This is a genomic window from Streptomyces sp. B5E4, assembly GCF_039871555.1.
GTDB lineage: Bacteria > Actinomycetota > Actinomycetes > Streptomycetales > Streptomycetaceae > Streptomyces.
The window spans coordinates 209,347-231,426 of the sequence record NZ_JBDPMI010000002.1; the positions used below are offsets into that span (position 1 = coordinate 209,347).

At 73.9% G+C, this 22,080-nt stretch carries 16 protein-coding genes; 12 read left to right on the forward strand and 4 right to left on the reverse strand.

Annotated features, from left to right (window positions below; translation table 11 throughout):
- Nucleotides 1-36 precede the first annotated feature (36 nt).
- Genes ABGA99_RS03505 through ABGA99_RS03515 form a run of 3 tightly spaced genes read right to left on the reverse strand, consistent with a single transcriptional unit; the run spans nucleotide 37 to nucleotide 6,491 of the window.
- Nucleotides 37-2,115, reverse strand: coding sequence for a bifunctional aldolase/short-chain dehydrogenase (locus ABGA99_RS03505; RefSeq protein WP_347576919.1), 2,079 nt, complete (start codon nucleotides 2,113-2,115; stop codon nucleotides 37-39).
- Entirely contained in the window at nucleotides 2,103-3,260 is a 1,158-nt protein-coding gene (gene rhaI, locus ABGA99_RS03510) for an L-rhamnose isomerase (protein WP_347576920.1), read from the reverse strand. Before rhaI ends, ABGA99_RS03505 begins: the two co-directional genes overlap by 13 nt.
- A 45-nt stretch (nucleotides 3,261-3,305) precedes the next feature.
- Complete coding sequence (locus tag ABGA99_RS03515; protein ID WP_347582132.1) at nucleotides 3,306-6,491, reverse strand: alpha-L-rhamnosidase; 3,186 nt, start codon at nucleotides 6,489-6,491, stop codon at nucleotides 3,306-3,308.
- Nucleotides 6,492-6,700: 209 nt separating this feature from the next.
- Here ABGA99_RS03515 and ABGA99_RS03520 point away from each other — a divergent pair, with 209 nt between their 5' ends.
- The 8 genes from ABGA99_RS03520 (at nucleotide 6,701) to ABGA99_RS03555 (ending at nucleotide 15,759) form a co-directional block, all read left to right on the forward strand.
- Entirely contained in the window at nucleotides 6,701-8,212 is a 1,512-nt protein-coding gene (locus ABGA99_RS03520; protein WP_347576922.1) for a sugar ABC transporter ATP-binding protein, read from the forward strand.
- The gene (locus tag ABGA99_RS03525) at nucleotides 8,209-9,249 is read left to right on the forward strand and encodes an ABC transporter permease (RefSeq protein ID WP_347576923.1); all 1,041 of its coding nucleotides are present in this window, start codon (nucleotides 8,209-8,211) and stop codon (nucleotides 9,247-9,249) included. Before ABGA99_RS03520 ends, ABGA99_RS03525 begins: the two co-directional genes overlap by 4 nt.
- On the forward strand, nucleotides 9,246-10,229 hold the full coding sequence (locus tag ABGA99_RS03530; RefSeq protein ID WP_347576924.1) for an ABC transporter permease: 984 nt from the start codon (nucleotides 9,246-9,248) through the stop codon (nucleotides 10,227-10,229). Before ABGA99_RS03525 ends, ABGA99_RS03530 begins: the two co-directional genes overlap by 4 nt.
- Before the next feature lie 87 nt (nucleotides 10,230-10,316).
- Entirely contained in the window at nucleotides 10,317-11,390 is a 1,074-nt protein-coding gene (gene rhaS, locus ABGA99_RS03535; RefSeq protein ID WP_347576925.1) for a rhamnose ABC transporter substrate-binding protein, read from the forward strand.
- A gap of 14 nt (nucleotides 11,391-11,404) precedes the next feature.
- Nucleotides 11,405-11,725, forward strand: a complete 321-nt coding sequence (locus ABGA99_RS03540) for an L-rhamnose mutarotase (RefSeq protein ID WP_347577039.1) — start codon at nucleotides 11,405-11,407, stop codon at nucleotides 11,723-11,725.
- 10 nt (nucleotides 11,726-11,735) lie between these two features.
- Nucleotides 11,736-13,202: a BNR repeat-containing protein gene (locus ABGA99_RS03545; RefSeq protein WP_347576926.1), complete on the forward strand. Its 1,467-nt coding sequence runs from the start codon at nucleotides 11,736-11,738 to the stop codon at nucleotides 13,200-13,202.
- Between the two features lie 21 nt (nucleotides 13,203-13,223).
- Entirely contained in the window at nucleotides 13,224-14,669 is a 1,446-nt protein-coding gene (locus tag ABGA99_RS03550; RefSeq protein ID WP_347582133.1) for an L-fucose/L-arabinose isomerase family protein, read from the forward strand.
- A gap of 76 nt (nucleotides 14,670-14,745) precedes the next feature.
- Complete coding sequence (locus ABGA99_RS03555; protein ID WP_347577040.1) at nucleotides 14,746-15,759, forward strand: LacI family DNA-binding transcriptional regulator; 1,014 nt, start codon at nucleotides 14,746-14,748, stop codon at nucleotides 15,757-15,759.
- Here the strand turns inward: ABGA99_RS03555 and ABGA99_RS03560 are convergent.
- Nucleotides 15,743-16,879, reverse strand: coding sequence for an NAD(P)-binding domain-containing protein (locus tag ABGA99_RS03560; RefSeq protein ID WP_347582134.1), 1,137 nt, complete (start codon nucleotides 16,877-16,879; stop codon nucleotides 15,743-15,745). The two genes, ABGA99_RS03555 and ABGA99_RS03560, sit on opposite strands and share 17 nt — an antisense overlap.
- A gap of 55 nt (nucleotides 16,880-16,934) precedes the next feature.
- On the opposite strand from ABGA99_RS03560, the gene ABGA99_RS03565 reads away from it, so the two are divergent.
- From ABGA99_RS03565 to ABGA99_RS03580, 4 genes are all read left to right on the forward strand, one after another.
- Nucleotides 16,935-17,357 (forward strand): secondary thiamine-phosphate synthase enzyme YjbQ, encoded by a 423-nt coding sequence (locus tag ABGA99_RS03565; RefSeq protein ID WP_347576929.1) that lies wholly within the window; start codon nucleotides 16,935-16,937, stop codon nucleotides 17,355-17,357.
- Between the two features lie 149 nt (nucleotides 17,358-17,506).
- Entirely contained in the window at nucleotides 17,507-18,574 is a 1,068-nt protein-coding gene (locus ABGA99_RS03570) for an endonuclease/exonuclease/phosphatase family protein (protein WP_347576930.1), read from the forward strand.
- A 225-nt stretch (nucleotides 18,575-18,799) separates the two neighbouring features.
- Nucleotides 18,800-21,028: a PEP/pyruvate-binding domain-containing protein gene (locus tag ABGA99_RS03575; RefSeq protein WP_347582135.1), complete on the forward strand. Its 2,229-nt coding sequence runs from the start codon at nucleotides 18,800-18,802 to the stop codon at nucleotides 21,026-21,028.
- Nucleotides 21,029-21,089: 61 nt separating this feature from the next.
- Complete coding sequence (locus ABGA99_RS03580) at nucleotides 21,090-21,977, forward strand: hypothetical protein (RefSeq protein ID WP_347576932.1); 888 nt, start codon at nucleotides 21,090-21,092, stop codon at nucleotides 21,975-21,977.
- Nucleotides 21,978-22,080 lie beyond the last annotated feature (103 nt).

The following is a 22,080-nucleotide window of genomic DNA, read 5'->3' on the forward strand; positions in this document are numbered from 1 at the left end:
CCCCGTCGCCGCCCGTCGTCGGCCCGTACGCCCCGCTCACCGCAGGAACGCGGCGGCCACGCCCGCGTCCACGGGGATGTGCAGCCCGGTCGTGTGGCTCAGCTCGCCGGCCGTCAGCGCGAACACCGCGTTCGCCACGTGCTCCGGCAGCACCTCCCGCTTCAGCAGCGTCCGCTGCGCGTAGAACTCGCCCAGCTTCTCCTCCGGCACCCCGTACACCGCCGCCCGCTTGGCGCCCCAGCCGCCGGCGAAGATGCCGGAGCCGCGCACGACGCCGTCGGGGTTGATGCCGTTGACGCGTACGCCCAGCTCGCCCAGCTCCGCGGCCAGCAGCCGCACCTGGTGCGCCTGGTCGGCCTTGGCCGCCCCGTACGCGATGTTGTTGGGCCCGGCGAACACGCCGTTCTTGGAGGCGATGTAGACGATGTCGCCGCCCATGCCCTGCGCGGCGAGCACCCGCGCCGCCTCGCGGGAGACGAGGAACGAGCCGCGCGCCATGATGGCGTGCTGGGTGTCCCAGTCGGCCGCCGTGGTCTCCGCCAGCGGCTTGGAGACCGAGATCCCGGCGTTGTTGACGACGAGGTCCACGCCGCCGAACGCGAGCGCCGCGGCCCGGAACGCCGCCGCGATCTGCTCCTCGTCGGTGACGTCCACCGGCACCGCGACGGCCCTGTCGGGACCGCCCAGTTCGGCGGCGACCGCCTGGGCGCCGGCCGTGTCCCGGTCGGCGACGACGACGCACGCGCCCTCCGCCGCCAGCCGCCGGGCGATGGCCCGCCCGATGCCCGAGCCCGCGCCCGTGACCAGCGCCACCCGGGTCGCCAGCGGCTTCGGCGGCGGCATGCGGCGCAGCTTGGCCTCCTCCAGCTCCCAGTACTCGATACGGAACTTCTCCGCCTCGGCGATGGGCGCGTACGACGAGACGGCCTCGGCGCCGCGCATCACGTTGATCGCGTTGACGTAGAACTCGCCCGCCACCCGGGCGGTCTGCTTGTCCTTGCCGAAGCTGAACATCCCGACGCCGGGCACGAGGACGATCGCCGGGTCGGCGCCGCGCATGGCCGGGGAGTCCGGGGCGGCGTGGCGCTCGTAGTAGGCGCGGTAGTCCTCGCGGTACGCCGCGTGCAGCTCCGTGAGCCGGGCGACCGCCTCCTCCAGCGGGGCGTCCGGCGGCAGGTCGAGCACCAGCGGGCGGATCTTGGTGCGCAGGAAGTGGTCGGGGCAGGAGGTGCCGAGGGCGGCCAGCCGCGGGTGGGCCTCGCGCGCCAGGAAGTCCAGCACCTCGTCGGTGTCGGTGAAGTGCCCGACCTGCGGCCGGTCGGCCGAGGCCAGCCCGCGGACGACCGGCGCCAGCGCCGCGGCCCGCGCCCGGCGTTCGCCGGCCGGCAGCGGCCCGTAGCCCTCGACGAGCGGGCCGAACGGCTCGGGCCGCCCCTGCTCGGCGAGGAACCGCTCGGCGGTGCGGATGATCTCCAGCGAGTTGCGCTCGCACTCCGCGGCGTCCGCGCCCCACGCCGTGATGCCGTGGCCGCCGAGGACCACGCCGATCGCCCCGGGGTGCGCCTCGTGCACGGCGGCGATGTCCAGGCCCAGTTGGAAGCCGGGCCGTCGCCACGGCACCCACACCACCCGCTCGCCGAAGCACCGCCGGGTCAGCTCCTCGCCGTCCGCGGCGCAGGCCAGCGCGATGCCGGAGTCGGGATGGAGGTGGTCGACGTGCGGGGCGCCGACCAGGGCGTGCATGGCGGTGTCGATCGAGGGCGCTGTGCCTTCTCCCCCCGGGAGCCATCCTCTCCCGTGCAGGCAGTAGTCGAAGGCGGCCACCATCTCGTCCTCGCGGTCCACCCCCGGATACGTGCCGGTCAGGGCCCGCAGCCGGTCGAGACGCAGCACCGCGAGGCCCGCGGCGGTCAGGGTGCCGAGGTCGCCCCCGGAACCCTTGACCCACATCAGCTCCACGTCGCCCCCGGTCACCGGGTCCGTCGCGGTGCCCTTCGCGGAGGCGTTGCCGCCCGCGTAGTTGGTGTTGCGCGGATCGGCCCCCAGCCGGTGCGCCCGCGCCAGCAGGTCGGCCACCGGGTCGTACGCGCCGGGCCCCCCGCTCACGCGCCCCACCCGGCCTGCGTGCCGCCGACCCGCTCCGCGACGATCCGCTCGGCCCACCCCGAGCGCCGGTAGGCGGCCATCGGATCCGGTTCGAGCCCCATCTCCTCGCGCACCTCTGCCAGCAGCGGCCGTACGTCGGTGTTGTAGGCGTCCATCAGGGCGGCGTTGGCGGCCAGCACGTCGCCCTCGCGCTGCGCGGCGGTCAGCGCCCCGCGGTCGACGAGCAGCGCCTTGGCGGTCGCCTCCTGGACGTTCATCACCGAGCGGATGATCGCCGGGATCTTCGGCTCGATGTTGTGGCACTGGTCGAGCATGAAGGCCACGTCGGGGCCGAGCCCTCCGCCCCGTATCACCTCGTACATGAGGCGGAACAACTGGAACGGGTCGGCCGCGCCGACCATCAGGTCGTCGTCGGCGTAGAAGCGGGAGTTGAAGTCGAAGCCGCCGAGCTTCCCCTCCCGCAGCAGCACCGCGACGATGAACTCGATGTTGGTGCCCGGTGCGTGGTGCCCGGTGTCCACCACCACCTGCGCCCGGTCGCCCAGGCGCAGGCAGTGCGCGTACGCCGTGCCCCAGTCCGGCACGTCCGTGTGGTAGAACGCCGGCTCGAAGAGCTTGTACTCCAGCAGCATCCGCTGCCCCTCGCCCAGCCGCTCGTACACCGCGGACAGCGCCTCGGCGAGCCGGTCCTGGCGCTCGCGCACGTCGTCCTGGCCGGGGTAGTTGGTGCCGTCGGAGAACCAGAGCTTCAGGTCCCGCGAGCCGGTGGCGTCCATGATGTCGACGCACTCCCTCAGGTGCGCCAGCGCCTTGCGCCGCACCGCCGGGTCCGGGTGGGTGACCGAGCCCAGCTTGTAGTCGTCGTCCTGGAAGACGTTGGCGTTGATGGCGCCGAGCCGCAGGCCCCTCTCCTTCGCGTACGCCGCGAGCGCCGCGTAGCCGTCGGCGCCCTCCACCCGGTCCCACGGGATGTGCAGCGCGACGGACGGCGCCACTCCGGTGTGCTCGTGCACCCGGGCGGCGTCGTCCAGCTTCTCCTGGGGCGTGCGCGGCACCCCCGGCTGCGCGAAGACCTTGAAGCGTGTGCCTGAGTTGCCGTACGCCCAGGAGGGTGTCTCGATTGCCTGGGACTTGAGTGCCGCTTTCACGGTCATCGCGAAGCCTTTCCGCGCGGGGTGTCGCTGTCGTGTGGGGTGTGGTCAGTTGGCGAAGCGGTGCGTGCCCGCGTCCGCGGCGAAGACGGCGCAGCCGTCCTCCATCCGCAGGAAGCGGGTGCGGCCGTGGGAGACGTCCGCCGCGGACCGGGCCGGGACCCAGACCTCGGCGGTGGTGTTGAAGGGGAGCGTCACGTCCAGCCGCAGCCGGCCGTCACGCTCCTGCCAGTCGGTGGTGACGGGGCCGTAGAGCGTGCTGAGCGTGCCAACGGCCCGGTCGACCCTGCCGCCGGGGCGGGGCCGGATGAGCAGCTTGCGAAAGCCCGGCTCGGCGGGGGCGATCCCGGTGATGTGGCGGTACATCCACTCGCCGACGCAGCCGTAGGCGTAGTGGTTGAAGGAGTTCATACCCGCGTCCTGGAAGGAGCCGTCGGGCTTGATGGAGTCCCAGCGCTCCCACATCGTGGTGGCGCCGTTGGAGATCTGGTAGCCCCAGCCCGGGAACGTGTCCTGGTGCAGCAGCCGGTACGCGACGTCGGTGCGGCCGGCGGCGGTCAGCACGGGCAGCAGCCGGGGGGTGCCGAGGAAGCCGGTGGACAGATGCCAGTCGCGGGCCTCGACGAGCGCGACGAGCCGGTCGGCGGCGGGCTTGCGGGCGTCCTCGGGCAACAGGTCCATGGAGAGCGCCAGCACGTACGCGGTCTGCGTGTCGCCCTTGATCCGGGCGCCGCCCTCGGAGACGTACGCGGCCGTGAACGCCTCGCGTACGGCGCCGAACAGCGTGTCGTACGGGGCCGGGTCGCGGCCGAGGACGCGGGCGATCCGGGCGACGAGGTCGGCGCTGTGCGCGAAGTACGCGGTGCCGATGACGTCCTTGGGGGTCTCGTCCTGGGTGTTGAGCCAGTCGCCGTAGCCCGAGGCGGGGCGCAGGTAGCCGTTGCTGTTGCGCTTCAGGTACTCCAGCCACTCCAGCATCGAGTCCCACGACTGCTCCAGCACCCGGGTGTCGCCATACGCCTGGTACAGCGCCCACGGCACCGTGGTGCCGGCGTCGCCCCAGCCGGCGACGCCCTTGCCGACGGGGCCGATCCACGGGGCGACGTCGGGGTACGCGCCGTCGTCGGCCTGGTCGTCGCGCAGGTCGTACAGCCACTTGGTGAGGAAGCGGGCGGACTCCATCGTGTACGCCGCGGTGGGCGCGAAGACGTTGATGTCGCCGGTCCAGCCGAGGCGTTCGTCGCGGGCGGGGGTGTCGGTGGGCACGGACAGGAAGTTGCCGCGCTGGCCCCAGGTGATGTTGGAGTGGAGCTGGTTCAGCGTCGGCACGTTGGTCTCGAAGTCCATCGTGAACGGCGCGGCGGTGTGCATGACCCGGCCGGTGACCGCGCTCTGCGGCGGCGGGCCCGGGTAGCCGGTGACCTCGACGTAGCGGAAGCCGTGGAAGGTGAACTTCGGCTCGTAGACCTCGCCGCCGCTCGCGCCGCGCAGGGTGTACGTGTCGGTGGCGCGGGCGGTGCGCAGATTGGCGGTGTACAGGGTGCCGTCGGGGTTGAGGACTTCGGCGTGGCGCAGCGTGACGACGGTGCCGGCCTTGCCCTGCACGCGCAGCCGGACGGCGCCGACCATGTTCTGGCCGAGGTCGAAGACGAACACCCCCGGCGCGGGCTCGGTGACCTTCTGAGCGGGCAGCTCGCTCTCCACCCGGGTCGGCGCGTCGACCTGCGCGACGATTGCCGTGCCACCGGAGTCGGCGGCCTCGGCGGGCCGCCAGCCGGAGTCGTCGAAGCCGGGCGCGGTCCAGCCGGGGGTCTCCAGCCGGGCGTCGTGGTCCTCGCCGGCCATCAGGTCCGCGGCGGTGACCGGGCCGCCGGTGCCGCGCCAGCCGGTGTCCGACAGGATCCGCTCGACGCTGCCGTCGGCGTACGTGACCTCCAACTGCGCGAGCAGCGCGGGGCGCTCGCCGTAGTGGTGCGGGCCGAACCAGCCGAGGTTGCCCGCGTACCAGCCGGCGGCCAGATCGACGCCGATGGCGTTGGCGCCGGGCCGCAGCAGGCCGGTGACGTCGTACGTCTGGTACTGCACCCGCTTGTGGTAGTCCGTCCACCCGGGCGCGAGCACGTCCTCGCCGACCCGGCGGCCGTTGAGATGCGCCTCGTACAGCCCGAGGGCCGTGGCGTACAGCCGTGCGCGGACGATGCGCCGCGTGGGCAGCCGGAACTCGTGCCGCAGTTGGGCGGCGGGCAGCGAGACCGGGACGCTGACCTTGCCCCACGGGCCCGTGCCCCACGCGGCGAGGACCTTGGCGGCGGCCCAGGCGGAGTCGTCGAAGTCCGGTGCGGTCCAGCCGGCGGCCGGCTCGGCGTCGGCGGACTTCCAGGTGCCGTCGGTGACCAGGGTGGTCACGCCGTCGGCGGTGGTGAGTTCGAGGGCGCCGAGCAGCCCGGCGGGGCCGACGGCGCCGTTGGTGGCGGAGACCGCGACGACCGCGGTGCCGGCGGTGAGCAGCTTGGTGACGTCCACGACGTCGGGGCGGTTCCAGGCGGTGCCGGAGGAGACCTCGGTGCCGTCGACGTACGTGGTGTGGCGGTCGTCGGCGGCCACGACGAGCCGGGCCCGGGTGACGCCTTCGGGGACGTCGAGCCGGGCGCGGAACCAGCGGGTCTCGGCGGGGGCGCTTGAGGCCGGGTCGCCCTCGGGGAACCAGATCCACGAGGAGCCGGTGATGTCGGGGGCGTCGGTCGGCAGGTCGGGCGCGGCGATCCAGCTCGCGTCCCACTCCTCGCCGCGCAGCCCGGTCTCCCACCAGGTGGGCTCGCTCCAGTCGGAGGCGGTGCCGTCCCGGTCCCAGACGCGGACCGTCCAGTGGTAGCGGGTACGGGGCCGCAGCGCCGGCCCGCCGTACGGCACGAGGACGGAGTCGCCGGAGGCGACCTTGCCGCTGTCCCACACGTCGGGGTCGCTCAGCTTGTCCGGGGCGGTGGCCACCCGGATCCGGTACGCGCTCTGCGCCCCGCCCGGCGTGCCGGACTCCACGGGCCAGCTCAGCCGGGGGCGGTCGACGTCGAGCCCGAGGGGCCGGCTGACGTACTCGACGGTCGGCCGGGTCACCGCCGCCTCCCGGACCGCATCAGTCCCGGCAGCCGTGGCAGCGCGGGCGGCGGGGACGGCGCCGGTGGCGGCGGCGGTGCCCAGGGCGGTGGCGGTGCCGAGGAGCGAACGTCTGCTGATCACGGGGTCCTCCGGGGGACGGCGCGAGCATGAATCGTTTCAGGTGACGAAGTTAGGGAGGTGCTGAGGGGGTGTCAAGGGGCCGTGGAGAACGTGACATTGCCCGGAAAGTTTCCATGTCCGACCCATTGACGTGCCTGTTGGGGGAGGTCTAGCTTCCGTGAAAACTCATTGAATCCTTTCATGAACTGCCGACCGCAACGGTGCTGACCATGACAGAAGTGCCCGTCCTGGCCGCGCGCGGCCTGAGCAAGTCCTTCGGGGCCGTACGCGCCCTGCAGGACGTCTCCCTCACGCTGCACGCCGGCGAGGCGCACGCCCTCGCCGGCGAGAACGGCGCGGGGAAGTCCACCCTCATCAAGACCCTCGCCGGTGTGCACCGCCCCGACGCCGGCCGACTGCTCCTCGACGACGCCCCGGTGGCCTTCCACGGCCCGGCCGACGCCCGCGACGCGGGCATCGCCGTGATCTACCAGGAACCCACGCTCTTTCCCGACCTGTCCATCGCCGAGAACATCTTCATGGGCCGCCAGCCCCGCCGCACCCTGCGCCGCATCGACCGCGCCTCGGTCCACGACGCCACCGCCGCGCTCATGCGCCGCCTCGGCGTCGACCTCGACCCCGACCGCCCGGCCCGCGGCCTGTCCATCGCCGACCAGCAGATCGTGGAGATCGCCAAGGCGCTGTCGTTCGACGCCCGCGTCCTGATCATGGACGAGCCCACCGCCGCCCTCACCGGCAGCGAGACCGCCCGCCTCTTCGCCGTCGTCGAGGCGCTGCGCGCCGAGGGCGCGGCGGTGCTGTTCATCTCGCACCGGCTGGAGGAGATCTTCCGGCTCTGCCGGCGCGTGACCACGCTGCGCGACGGCCGCTGGATCGCCACCGACGAGGTCGCCGCGCTCACCGAGGACGACCTCGTACGCCGCATGGTCGGCCGCGACCTGGACGAGCTGTACCCCAAGCAGGACGCCGAACTGGGCGAGACCGCGCTGTCCGTACGGCGGCTCACCCGCGAAGGCGTCTTCCACGACGTCTCCTTCGACGTCCGCCGCGGCGAGATCGTCGCGCTCGCCGGACTCGTCGGCGCCGGCCGCAGCGAGGTCGTCCAGGCCGCCTTCGGCGTCGACACGCCCGATGCCGGCGAGGTGCACGTGGCCGGCCGTCCGCTGCGCCGCGGCTCGCCGACGGCAGCCATGGACGCGGGCGTCGCCCTCGTCCCCGAGGACCGGCGGCAGCGCGGCCTGGTCATGGAGATGTCCATCGAGCGCAACATCGGCCTCACCGGCCTCGGCCGCCTCGGCTCCGCCGGGCTCGTCAAGCGGACGCTGGAGCGCGGCCGGGCCGCCGACTGGGCGGCGAAGCTGCGGTTGAAGTACGGACGGCTCACCGACGACGTCGGCGTGCTCTCCGGCGGCAACCAGCAGAAGGTCGTCCTGGCCAAGTGGCTGGCCACCGAGCCGTCGGTGCTCATCGTGGACGAACCGACCCGCGGCATCGACGTCGGCACCAAGGCCGAGGTGCACCGGCTGCTCTCCGAGCTGGCCGCCGGCGGCCTGGCCGTCCTCATGGTCTCCTCCGACCTGCCGGAGGTCCTCGGCATGGCCGACCGGGTGCTCGTCATGCACGAGGGCCGCCTCGTCGCCGAGATCCCGAGGGCCGAGGCCACCGAGGAGTCGGTGATGACCGCCGCGACCGGCCGCGGCGCCAGGGAGGCGGCGGCATGAGCGCGACCGTACAGAAGACCGAGCCCGCCCCCGCGGGCGGCACCGAACGCTCCGCGCGCTCGCTGACCGACATGGTCTTCCGCGCCCGCGAACTGTCCATCGGCGGCGCCCTCGTCCTGCTGATCCTGTGCACCTGGATCGCCAACCCCAGCTTCCTGGACGACCAGGGCGTCAAGGACCTGCTGCTCAACTCCTCCATCCTGGTCCTGCTCGCCGTCGGCCAGTCCGTCGTCGTCATCACCCGCAACATCGACCTCTCCGTCGGCTCCGTCGTCGGCCTCACCGCCTTCGCCTGCGGCGACTTCGTCTCCGGCACCGACCACAGCGCCTTCGTCGTCGTCCTGCTCGGCATCGCGCTGGGCACCGCGTGCGGGCTGGTCAGCGGGCTGCTGGTGAGCTTCGGCAAGGTGCCCGCGCTGGTCGTGACCCTCGGCATGCTCTACGTCATCCAGGGTCTGGACTACTGGTGGGCGGGGGGCGAGCAGATCAACGCGGCCAACCTCCCCGACGACGTCCTCTCCCTCGGCACCGGCAGCGTCCTCGGCATCCCGTACCTGCCGCTGATCACCGCGGCCGTCCTCGCCGGCACCGCGTACTACCTGCGCGCCTACACCGGCGGCCGGGAGCTGTACGCCATCGGGTCCAACCCCGAGGCAGCCCGCCTCGCCGGCATCCCCATCCGCCGCCGCGTGCTCGGCGCGTACGCCTTCTCCGGCGCCATCGCCGGCTTCGCCGGCGCGCTCTGGCTCGCCCGCTTCGGCACCGTCGTCGCGGACGCCGCCAACGGCTGGGAGCTGACCGTCGTCAGCGCCGTCGTCGTCGGCGGCATCGCCATCACCGGAGGCGTCGGCTCCGTATGGGGCGCCGCGCTCGGCGCCGCGCTGCTCACCACCATCGGCAGCGCGCTGGTCGTGCTCAAGGTCAGCTCCTTCTGGCAGCAGGCCATCACCGGCGTGCTGCTGCTCGCCGCCATCACCACCGACCGCATCGTGCAGCGGCGCACCACCAGCGCGCTGCGGAAGAGGAGGCGGCAGTGAAGTCGCTCGGCACCTACCTGCGGTGGGACACCGCCGTCGGCATCCTGCTGATTGCGGTGTTCCTGGCCGGCACCTCGTCCACCGACGGCTTCGCCTCCACCGGCAACATGTCCGCCGCACTCAACGACACCGCCGAGATCGCCCTCATCGCGCTGCCGATGACGCTGCTCGTCGTCGCCGGACAGGTCGACCTGTCGGTCGCCTCCATGCTCGGCCTGTCCAGCGCGCTCGCCGGCTCCCTGTGGGACGCGGGGTACGCCTTCGAGCTGATCGTGCCGGTCTGCCTGCTCGCCGGCGCGGCCGGCGGGCTGCTCAACGGCTGGCTCGTCACCCGCGTCGGGCTGCCGCCGCTGGCCGTCACCATCGGCACCCTCACGCTCTACCGGGGTCTGGCCTCGGTGGTCCTCGGCGACAAGGCCGTCGCGGGCTTCCCCGACACCTACTCGAAGTGGGCCTCCTCCACCGAGACCGTGCCGGGCACCTTCGTGCCGTACCCCATCGCGCTCTTCGCGGTGCTCGCCGTGCTCGCCGCCGTGCTGCTGCACATGACCGGCTTCGGCCGCTCCCTGTACGCCATCGGCGCGCAGGAGGACGCCGCCTGGTTCGCCGGTATCCGCGTCAAGCGCATCAAGCTCGCGCTGTTCGTCGTCTCCGGCCTGATGGCGTCCTTCGCCGGCATCGTCTACACCCTGCGCTACGGCAGCGCCCGCGCCGACAACGGCCTCGGCCTCGAACTCGTCGTCATCGCCTCCGTGCTCCTCGGCGGTGTCGACTTCAACGGCGGCAAGGGCACCCTCGGCGGCGCCGTGGCCGGCGTGCTCCTCATCGGCCTGCTCAACAACCTGCTCACCCTCAACGACGTCGCGAACGAGATCCGCGTGATCGTCACCGGGCTGCTGCTCATCGCCTCCGTACTCGCCCCGCGGGCCGTCTCCTCGCTCGCGGAGCGCCGCAACCGCCGCCTCGCGGCGGCCCCCTGACCCTCGTCCGACCTCCGCCCGCCCCCACCTGCCCCCTCCGCCTCCGCTCCGCGGATGCGGAAAACCGAACGCGAAAGGTTCACCCGCATGCGTAACAAGAGCCGCACCCTCGCCGCGACAGCCGCGCTGTGCGCCCTCACCCTGGCGGTCGGCGCCTGCTCTGGCACCACGAAGGACGACGCGGAAAACGACGCCAAGGAGCAGGCGTCCGACGCCACCGCGAACCCGGACGCGCCCCTGAAGAAGGGCCTGAAGATCGCGTTCCTGCCCAAGCAGATCAACAATCCCTACGAGCAGATCGTCGACGAGGCGGGCATCGAGGCGAGCGCCGAGTTCGACGCCGAGGCCAAGGAGGTCGGGCCCTCCGACGCCAAGGCGTCCTCGCAGGTCTCGTACATCAACACCCTCGTCCAGCAGCGCCAGGACGCCATCCTCATCGCCGCCAACGACCCCAACGCGGTCTGCGGCCCGCTGAAGACGGCCATGCAGCAGGACATCAAGGTCGTCGCCTACGACTCCGACACCGCCAAGGACTGCCGCCAGCTCTTCATCAACCAGGCCAGCTCCGAGGAGATCGGCCGCAGCCAGGTGCGGCGCATCGCGGAACAGCTCGACCACAAGGGCGAGATCGCCATCCTGTCGGCGACACAGAACGCCACGAACCAGAACACCTGGATCGACTACATGAAGGACGAGCTGAAGAAGCCCGAGTACAAGGACATGAAGCTGGTCAAGGTCGCCTACGGCGACGACGACGACCAGAAGTCCTTCCAGGAGACCCAGGGCCTTCTCAAGGCGTACCCGGACCTGAAGGGCATCATCTCGCCCACCACCGTCGGCATCGCCGCCGCCGCCCGCTACATCAGCACCTCCGACTACAAGGGCGAGGTCGTGCTCAACGGCCTCGGCACGCCGAACCAGATGCGCAAGTTCATCAAGGACGGCACCGTCGAGGAGTTCTCCCTCTGGGACCCCAAGGACCTCGGCTACCTCGGCGCCTACGCCGCCGCCGCGCTGGCCTCGGGACAGATCACCGGCAAGGAGGGCGAGACGTTCGAGGCCGGCCGGCTCGGCGAGTACACCGTCGGCAAGGACGGCGAGGTCATCCTGGGCCCGCCGACGGTGTTCGACGAGAAGAACATCGACGAGTACGACTTCTGATGGCCGGCGCCGGGCTGCGCCGCGTCTGCTTCCTGCTGAAGGTGCGCGCCGACCGGCTGGCGGAGTACCGCGAGCGGCACGCGGCCGTCTGGCCGGACATGCTCGCCGCGCTCTTTGCCGCCGGCTGGCGCAACTACTCGCTCTTCCTGCGCGACGACGGTCTCCTCGTCGGCTATCTGGAGACCGCGGACTTCGCCGCCGCGCAGGCCGCCATGGCCGCGAGCGACGTCAACGCGCGCTGGCAGGCCGAGATGGCCCCGTTCTTCGAGGCGCTCGACGGCGCCGCGCCGGACGCGGCCGTACGCCCCCTGACAGAGGTCTTCCACCTCGACTGAGGACCCCCACATGAGACTGCCGACCCGCTCGCTCGTGAAGCCCGCGCTCCTCGCCGCCGCCCTGCTGCTGACGGCGAGCGCCCTCCCGGCCGCCGCGGCGGATCCCCGCGCCGCCGCGGCGCCGGGGCCGCCCCCGGCGCCCGGCCCGTCGCTGACCCGGATCGCCGACACCGAACTCGACCCGGAGGCGGTCTACTTCGTCTCGTTCGACGGGCTGGTCAACAACAGCTCGTTCACGAAGAACGGCATCCTCACCCACGAGCGCCACCAGTACGCGGCGTGGTACACCGCCGACCGCAGCGCCGTCGTCGCCCGCCGCCCGCTCGGCGAACGGACGTGGGAGACCGTCACCCTGGACCACAGGCTGAAGTACGACGACTCCCACAACGTCATCTCCCTCGGCGTCTCCGCCGCCGACGGCCGGCTGCACGTCAACATGGACTCGCACTCCGACGGGTTCTTCTATCTCAAGTCCGCGCCCGGCCTGATGAACCGCCCCGAGGCGCACGACTGGACGGCGGACGCCCTCGGATCCGTACAGACCTCCCTCGACGGGCTCGCGCTCACCGGCCGCTTCACCTACCCGCAGTTCGTCGCCACCCCCGCCGGCGGGCTGCTGCTCAGCTACCGCGACGGCGTCTCCGGCAACGGCCGCAACGCGCTGGCCGCGTACGACGGGAAGCGGTGGCGGGCGCTCGGCCAGTGGTCGGGATCCACCGGCACGTACACGACCGCCCACGGCAGCAGCTCCGCCCGCAACATGTACCTGCACGGCATCGACTACGGGCCTGACGGCACGCTGCACGCCTTCTACACCTGGCGTGAGCAGAACACCGCCGTCATGTGCGCCCCCGGCGGACTCAGCAACCATGACACCGGCTACGTCCGCTCCACCGACGACGGCCGCACCTGGACCAACGCCGCCGGCCAGGTCGTCGGCACCACCGGCGGCCCCGACCTCGTCGCCTTCGACGACCCCGGCACCGTCGCCGACCCGCTCGACGCCGACCACGCGCTGATGAACCAGGAGCACCAGGCCACCGACTCCGCCGGCCGTCCCCACGCCCTCATCAGCTACGTCCCCGGCCGCTTCGGCCAGTGCTCCACGAACTACGTCGCCGACCGCAGGGCGAACGCCCGCGTCTTCCACGTCCACCGAGACGACGCGGGCCGCTGGCACAAGACCGAGATCCCCGTGCCCCTGGAGTCCACCCAGCGCTCCAAGCTCGCCTTCGACCGCCACGACAACGCCTACGCCGTGCTGCCCTACGGCCGGATCGTCGCCGCCTCCGCCGCCTCCGGCTGGACCGACTGGAAGGTCCTCTTCGACGGCGCGGACCTCGGCGCCTTCGGCGAGGTGAACCTCGACGAGACCCGGCTCGCCCAGGACGGCGTCCTGTCCTTCATGTACCAGCAGAAGTCCACCGGCACCACGCCCTCGCCGCTGCGCACCGTGGACTTCGCCCTGCCCCGCTAGGCGCGACCGCAAGGAGCCACCATGACGACCGCACGCACCCCCGCCACCGCCCGTCGTCCCCGCATCGGCCTGGTCGCCGGCGGACTCGGCGCGTACTGGCCGCAGTTCCCCGACCTGCTGCCGCAGCTCAAGCGCTCCGCCGCCCGGGTGGCGGAGCGGATGGCGGGGTTCGACGCCGAGGTCGTCGACGTCGGCTTCATCTCCGACGCCCCCGAGGGCGCCGCCGCCGCGGAGAAGCTGCGCGCCGCGGACTGCGATCTGATCGTCGGCTTCCTCACCACGTACATGACCGCGACGATGCTCGTCCCCGTCGCCCAGCGCAGCGGTGCGCCCGTGCTGCTGATCAACCTCCAGCCCACCGAGGCGATGGACCACGCGAGCTTCGACACCGGCCAGTGGCTCGCCTACTGCGGCGCCTGCCCGCTGCCCGAGATGGCCAACGCCTTCGAGCGCTGCGGCGTCCCCTTCCGCTCGGTCTCCGGTCACCTGGAGGACGAGCGGGCGTGGGCGCGGATCGGCCGCTGGATCCGGGCCGCGGGGGTGCGCGCCGTGCTGCGCGGCGGCCGGCACGGGCTGATGGGCCACCTCTACCCGGGCATGTACGACGTCTCCACCGACCTCACCATGGTCACCGCGAACCTCGGCGGCCACGTCGAGGTGCTGGAGTTCGACGATCTGCGGGTACGGGCCGAGAAGGCCGGCGACGCCGAGGTGGCGGCGAAGCTCGCCGAGACCCGCGAGGTCTTCGACCTCGACGCGGCCGTGGACCCCGACGACCTCGCGTGGGCCGCCCGGGTGTCGGTCGGTCTCGACCGGCTCGTCGCCGACTTCGACCTCGACTCCCTCGCGTACTACCACCGCGGTCTCGACGGCGAGGCGCACGAGCGGCTGGGCGCCGGCATGATCCTCGGCGCCTCCCTGCTCACCGCCCGAGGAATCCCCGCCGCCGGCGAGTACGAGCTGCGCACCTCGCTGGCCATGCTCGTCGCCGACCGGTTCGGCGCGGGCGGCTCCTTCACCGAGATGCAGGCGCTCAATTTCCGCGACGGCGTGGTGGAGATGGGCCACGACGGGCCCGGGCACCTGGCGATCAGCGAGGGCCGGCCGCTGCTGCGCGGCCTCGGCGTCTACCACGGCAAGCGCGGATGGGGGGTGTCGGTGGAGTTCGACGTACGGCACGGGCCCGTCACCGCCGTCGGCCTCGGCCAGACCCGCGACGGGCGCTACCGGCTCATCGCCTCCGCGGGCACCGTCACCGCGGGACCGCTGCTGGCCATCGGCAACACCACCTCCCGCGTCGACTTCGGCCGCGATCCGGGCGAGTGGTGCGACGAGTGGAGCGCCAGCGGCGTCGGCCACCACTGGGCGCTGGCGACCGGCCGTCTGCTGCCCGAGCTGCGGGCGCTCGCGGACCTCGCCGGGCTCGACCTGGTGGAGGTCGCGGGGAGTGGCGAAGGCGATGCGTAGCATGAGCGACGGGCCGCGGCCGGGGCGCGCCGCGTACGACCGGCTGGACGGCTGAAGGGGAACGCGCGTGGGGCGCATGGTGGGCATCAAGGACGTCGCACGGCACGCGGGCGTCTCCGTCGGCACCGTGTCGAACGTCATCAACCGGCCCGACAGCGTGGCCGCCGCCACCCGCGAGCGGGTGCAGGCGGCCATCGACCGGCTCGGCTACGTACGCAGCGAGTCGGCGCGGCAACTGCGCGCCGGACGCAGCCGCATCATCGCGCTGCTCGTCCTCGACATGACCAACCCGTTCTTCGTCGACGTCGCCACCGGCGCCGAGCGCGCCGCGCGCGAGGCCGGACTCGGCGTGATGCTGTGCAACAGCGCCCAGAGCCCCGCCGAGGAGGCCGAGTACCTGGGCCTCTTCGCCGAGCAGCGGGTGCGCGGTGTGCTCGTCACTCCCGCCGACACCAGCGGGCGCACCCTGGAGTCCTTCGGCCGGCACGGCATCCCGTACGTCTTCGTCGACCGCACCGTCGCCAGCGCCGACGCCTGCTCGGTCTCGCTGGACGACGTCCAGGGGGGTGTGCTCGCCGCCCGTCACCTGATCGGCGCAGGCCACGGCTCCCTGGTCTACGTCAGCGGGCCCATGCAGCTTCCCCAGTGCCAGGACCGCCACACCGGCGCCCTGGCCGCCCTCGCCGAGGAGGGGCTGGGCCCAAAGGCGCTGGTGCACGTCGAGACCGAGCAGATGGACGTCGCCGCGGGCCGCGACGCCGGGGCCCGGCTGCTGGGCATGTCGCCGCGCCCGTCGGCGGTGTTCTGCGCCAACGACCTCCTCGCGCTCGGCGTGCTCCAGACCCTCTTCGCGGCGGGCGTCTCGGTGCCCGGCGACATCGCGCTCGTCGGCTACGACGACATCGAGTTCGCCGCTGCGGCGGCAGTGCCGTTGACGTCGGTGCGCCAGCCGGCGCACCGGATGGGCCGGGAGGCGGCCGAACTGCTGATCGAGGAGACGGAACGGGGCGTGGAGGACCACGACCACCAGCGGATCGTGCTGCAGCCGGAGCTGGTGGTCCGCAGCTCCAGCCTCAGACAGCAGCGCTGACGGGGCCGGGCTCCGCGGATACGGGACCGGGCCGGGATACGGGACCGGAGCCGGGCGTGTCGGCGAGGAGGCGGGTCAGCTCGCGGACCGCCGTACGGCCCGCCCGGTTGGCGCCGATCGTGCTCGCCGACGGGCCGTAGCCGACGAGGTGGATCCGCGCGTCGCGGGCCGCGCGCGTGCCCTCCATCCGGATGCCGCCACCCGGCTCGCGGAGCCTCAGCGGCGCCAGGTGGTCGACGGCCGCGCGGAAGCCCGTCGCCCACAGGATCGCGTCCGCGCCGAAGACCGTCCCGTCCGCCCAGGCCACGCCCTCGGGCGTGATCCGCTCGAACATCGGCCGCCGCACCAGCACGCCCGCCTCGCGTGCCGCGCGCATCTCGTCCGTCAGCGGCAGTCCCGTCTCGCCGACCACGCTTGCGGGCGGCAGCCCGGCCCGTACCCGCTCCTCGACCCTGGCGACCACGGCCCGGCCCCAGTCCTCGTCGAACGGGCCCTCCCGCCACACCGGTGGCCGGCGCGTCACCCAGGCGGTCTCCGCCGCGGTCCCGGCCAGCTCCAGGAGGTGCTGCGTGCCCGAGGCGCCGCCGCCGACGACCACCACCCGCTGCCCGGCGAACTCCTGCGGGCCGCGGTACTGCGCCGTGTGGAGCTGCCGGCCGCCGAACGTCTCCTGACCCGGGTAGCGCGGCCAGAACGGCCGGTCCCAGGTGCCGGTGGCGTTGACCAGCGCGCGCGCCGACCACGTACCCGCGTCCGTGACGACCAGCAGCCGCCCCGCTTCCGTTCCGGCGCCCTCGCGCACCTCGGCCACGTTCACGGGCCGGCGCACCGGCAGCTCGAAGGTGCGCTCGTACGCGCCGAAGTACGCGGCGACGACCTCCGCGGCCGGCCGGTCCCCGTCCGCGTCCGCGGCGGCCAGCGGCAGGCCCGGAAGGTCGTGCACGCGGTGCGCCTTGCCGTACGTCAGCGTCGGCCACCGGAACTGCCACGCGCCACCCGGCCCGGGGGAGTGGTCCAGGACGACGAAGTCCAGTCCCGCGCGGCGAAGGAAGTACGCCGCCGACAGCCCGGCCTGGCCGGAGCCGATCACCACCACCTGCGTCCGCACGATGCCGCTCATGTGTGCGCCAACGTCCGTGGCGGCACGGATCTTCCCCATGCGCGATGCTGGCCCCATGACCGACGTCTTCACGACCCACGCGCTCCGGATCACCACCGGGGCCGGTGAGACCGTGCACGACCTCACCGCCGAGTGCGACGCCTTCCTGCGCGAGGCGGCCGACGGCCGCGACGGGCTGCTCAACGTCTTCGTCCCGCACGCCACCGCGGGCATCGCCCTCATCGAGACGGGCGCCGGCAGCGACGACGACCTCCTCGCCGCGCTGCACGACCTGCTGCCCGCCGACGACCGCTGGAACCACCGGCACGGCAGCCCAGGACACGGCCGCGACCACGTGCTGCCCGCGCTGGTGCCGCCGCACGCCACGCTGCCGGTGATCGGCGGCCGGCTGGAGCTGGGCACCTGGCAGTCGGTGGTGCTGGTCGACACCAACCGCGACAACCCGCAGCGCAGCGTGCGGTTGTCGTTCCTCGGCTGAGCGCGGTTCGCCCACCGGGGCGTGGCGCGGAGGTCGTCTGGTGCTGATCCACTTCGGATGACACCATTCCCAGCGATCACCCGCGCTACATCTCTCCCATCTGCCGCGTGCCGTAAGGCTGTTCGCGGCCGAGAAGGAAGGACGCTCCCATGCTGCGACGCAGGGTCCACGCCCTCGTGCCGGCACTGCTGCTCACCGTGGCCGCGGCGGCGCCGGCCGCCGCCGGGCCGGCACCCACGGAGACCGCATCCGAGACCCCCTCCGCGACCGTCTCCGACGCACCGGTCAGGTTCCTCACGTACAACATCTGCGGCAACAGCCCGAACACCGAGGACTGTTCCGCGACCCGCGAGGTGGAGAAGAGACGCGACGCGGTGGTTGCGCACGCCCGCGCGGGCAGGAGCGACTTCGTCTTCCTCCAGGAGGTCTGCTCGCAGCAGTTCGAGACGATAGGCCGGGCCCTGAAGGCCGACGGCTACGACGGCCACTTCGTCGAGACCTTCCAGCGGCCCGGCGTGTGCGACGTGAAGGAGCTGGACGGCACGGTCACCAAGGGCGTGTACGGCATCGCCGTCTACGCCAAGGGGCCGCTCACCCCCGGCGAGTCCGTCACGATCGACCCCGACGACGACTACACCCGGCAGTACTCCGGCCCGGAGGCCTGGCACGCCGCGTGTGTCGAGGCGGAGATCCGGGGCCGGAAGACCCGCGGCTGCTCGGTCCACCTCTACCCGCAGTACGACGGCAAGCCGCCGGACATCAACGCCAGGCAGGCCGCCAACCTCGCCGCCGACCCGTGGCTCGACGCCGGCACCCCGGTCGTCCTGGGCGGGGACTTCAACCCGCTGCACCGCACGGACACGATCCCCGACCGCAACACCAGCCCGCGGTCCACCGACCTCGACCCGTTCTACCGGCCCGCGCTCGGCGGCACCGGACGGCTCATGGAGGTCGACGAGACCGACGCGGCCCGCTTCGACGCCGCCTGCAAGGCCACCACGCCGCGGCCCCGCGCGTGCCGGTCGGGAGAGCCCACGCACGTCCGCCCGTCGGCGGAGGTGAAGGAGGCGAAGCTCGACTACGTCTTCGTGGACCAGGACCACTTCGCGCACGTCAGGGGTGACGCCCTGCCGCGCAACGGCGAGATCTCGGACCACTACCCGCTCGTGGGCTCCGCGACCGTCGCGCACGAGGACGACAACGACGAGCAGCGGTAGCCCGCGGCGGGCGGGCCCATTCGGGGACATCCCTGAGGAATACCTCCCGCCGCGCGCGGCATACTGATTCGTAAGCAACCCGGTCGAACCCGCCGGGTCGCCGCGGCGGTTCCCCGTTGACTGCCCCGCGACGGCCCGGCCGGCTCCCTCCGCTACCCGGGACCGAGTCGGGCGTGGCAGCCCCCACCGGGGGCGCGCGCACGAGGGGCGGAGGTGGAGCCGCTGATGGCGACCGAAGCGGAGCGGACGGCGGGCGCGGAGGGTCGGGAGCGCGCGGAACGGGCGGCGCGCGCGGCGCGTACGGAAGCGGCCGGGTGCGGGGCGTGGCCGGCGGTGCTGCCGCTGCTCACCCGCCCCGCCCGGGAGCCCGGCCGGGCCGGGGCCAAGGCCGCCAACCTGGCCCGCGCCGCCGCCGCGGGGCTGCCCGTGCTCCCGGGCTTCGTGCTCACCGACCCCGCCCTCGCGCCCGGCGCCCCCGCCGGGCCCGACGCGCTGCGCGCCGCTTGGCAGGACCTCAGCGAAGGCGGGCGGCGGCCGCTGATCGTGCGGTCCTCCTCGGCGTACGAGGACGCCGCCGACTCCTCCATGGCCGGCTGGTACGAGACCGTGCCGGACGTCCGCGGCTGGGACGACTTCGCCGCCGCCGTGCGCCGCGTGGTCGACTCCGCCGCCCGCGGGCTCGTCGGCCCCGCCGCCGCGGCCCGCGAGGCGCCGCTGCGGGCCGGGGCGCCCGGGCGCATGGCCGTTCTCGTGCAGCCCATGCTGCGGGCCGCCGTCGGCGGTGTGATGTTCGGCGCCGACCCCGTCGCGGGACGGCACGACAGGCTGCTCGTCAGCGCCGTCGACGGCGGCCCCGGCACCCTCGTCGACGGCACCGCGCAGGGCGTGCGCTACCAGCTCACCCGCCGCGGCCGGCGCGTCACCGTCGACCCCGCGGAGCCGCCGGGCACCGGGCTGCTCGGCCGCGGCCGGCTGGCCCGGCTGGCGTCGCTGGCCCGGCGCGCGGAGCGGGTCTTCGGCGGGCCGCAGGACGTCGAGTTCGGCTTCGACGCCGACGGGCGGCTGTGGCTCTTGCAGTCCCGGCCGATCACGGCGATGCCGCCGCGCCCGCCGCGTACCGCCCGGCTGCTGGGCCCGGGACCGGTCGCCGAGACCTTCCCCGCGGTGCTGCAGCCGCTGGAGGAGGACCTGTGGGTCGCCCCCATGTCGCACGGCCTGACCGTCGCACTCGACATCGCCGGCACCGCCCCCCGGCGGCACCTGCGCGCGCTGCCGGTCGTCACCACGGTCGACGGCCGGGCCGCGGCCGACCTGCGGCTGCTCGGCGCGGTGAAGTCCGCCCACCCGGTACGGGACTTCGTCAACCCGCTGCGCGGCGCCCGGCTGCTCGGCGCGGCATGGCGTGTGGGGCGGCTGCGCACCGCGCTGCCCGTGCTCGCGCTCGACCTCATGGCCGAGGTCGACGAGCAGCTCGCCGGACTGCCCGCGCCGGCGGCGATGGTCGGTGGCCGGCTGCTCGACGCCGCGGGCTGGGGCCGTACCGTGCTGTCCGCGCTGCACGCCCAGGAGTCGCTGGCCGGCGCGCTGCCCGGCGCGGGCGCCGGGGCGACCGCGGCGGGGGAGGCACTGGCCGTGCTGGCGGAGGTGGTGCGGCCGGACGGCCGGCACCCCGGCCACGACGACGCCGAGTTGATCGCCCGGCACCCGGTGCTGCTGGCGCTGCTGCCGCCGGCGCTCGGCGCGGCGCCGGCGCTGCCCGCGAGCACCCGGTGGAGCGGGGTGCCCCGCGGGGTGGGCGCGTTGCCGGTACGGGAGGGGCTGCGGCTGCGGATCCGGTGGGTGCAGGAGATGCAGAGCCGGGTCGTCGCGGAGCTGGCGGAGCGGCTGGCGGCGGCGGGGGTGCTGGAGGAGGCGGCGCGGGTGGCGCTGCTGCGGTGGCCGGAGCTGGTCGCGGTCGCGGACGGCAGGGGCCTGCCGCGGGACTTCGCGGAGCGGCTGCCGCGACCGGAGCGGCTCGGGCTGCCCGTGGCGTTCCGGCTGGCCGGCGGACGGCCGGTGGCGGAGCCGCGGGATCCGGTGGGCGCCGGGCCGGCGGCGGGCGGCGGGCAGGGCGCCGGGGGCGGCAGCGGCGCGGGGGTGGCGTGGGACGGCGCGGGGGAGCGGCCGGAGCGCGCGGTGCTGGTGGTGCCGGTGCTCGACCCGGGGCTCGCACCGCAGCTCGCCGGGCTCGCCGGGCTGGTTGCGGAGACCGGCAGCGCGCTGTCGCACCTGGCGGTGCTGGCACGGGAGTTCGGGGTGCCGACGGCCGTGGGCGTACCGGGCGCGGTGGAGCGCTTCCCGCCCGGTACGGCGCTGGCGGTGGACGGCGCCACGGGTGCGGTGACGACCACCGGGGGCGAGGCCCGTACCGGCGGCGACGCGGCCCAGGGGGACAGCCGGGAGGCGGCGGCATGACCGGCGGGCGCACGGCCCACTCCCTGCCCGACCGCACCCCCCGCGCGGCGGGGGAGGCGGCGTGAAGTACGCGGGCTACGTCTTCGGAGGGCTCTCCGGCGCCGCGGCCGGGGGCTACTTCGTGCTCTACCTCTACCGCTGGGAGTGGCAGCGCGCACTCATCAGCGGCGTGCTGCTGCTGGCCGTCGAGGTACTGCTCGTCGGCATCGTGCTCCACGCCCGCGTCTCCCGGCTCCGGCAGGAGGTCGCCGACGGCCGCGACCGCACCGAGGAGATCCTGCGCGGCCTGGAGCGCACCGGGACCGAGCCTTCGCCGCGGTTCCGCTGGCTGGAGGCCCACCGTCCGGACGGCACGCACCGCACGTACGTCTTCGTGCCCGTGCTGATGGCCGCGGGCGCGGTGATGTCGGCCGCCGCCTGGGCGGTGCAGAAGGCCGCCGCCGCCCTCGGCCGCCCCGCGGACCGCCGTACCGCCGCCCGCCTCGCCGGTCTCGCGGCGCCGCCGGGCGGGGTGGGGCGCGCGGTGTCGCTGGAGTCCCGTCCCGCGGTACGGCGCCCGCCCCGCCTCCGTACGCTCGTCGTCGCCGTACTGGCCCCGGCCGCCCTGGTCTTCGGCCTCGGCCGGCTCGCGGACGCCACCCAGACCCGGCCCCAGCAGCGCCCCGCCGCGGCGGCGACGACGGTCGTCTTCGAGGTCGCCGTGCGCGGCTCCGCCGACGCGGCGGCGGGCCGGCTGGCCGCGCGCGACCTGTGGGAGAGCTGCCGCCGCGCGACCCGCGTGCCCGCGCACCACGCGCCGCTCAGCCGGCTGGAGGGCGACATCTGGGTGGGCAGCGTCCGCCCGGCGCTCGGCGACCACGACCGCATGCGGCTGCGCGGCTGCCTGGACGACGCCACCGCCGAGCGTACGACGGCAAAGGTTCTCGGCGACGGCCAGATCGGCGGCTGAACACGCCGGGTAATTTCATGAGCCCACCAGGTGATGCCGTGCTGTTCCTTCCCTGAAGCCGGGAAAAGGCCGCGGTCAACTCCCGTGACGGCTCCCATCCGAG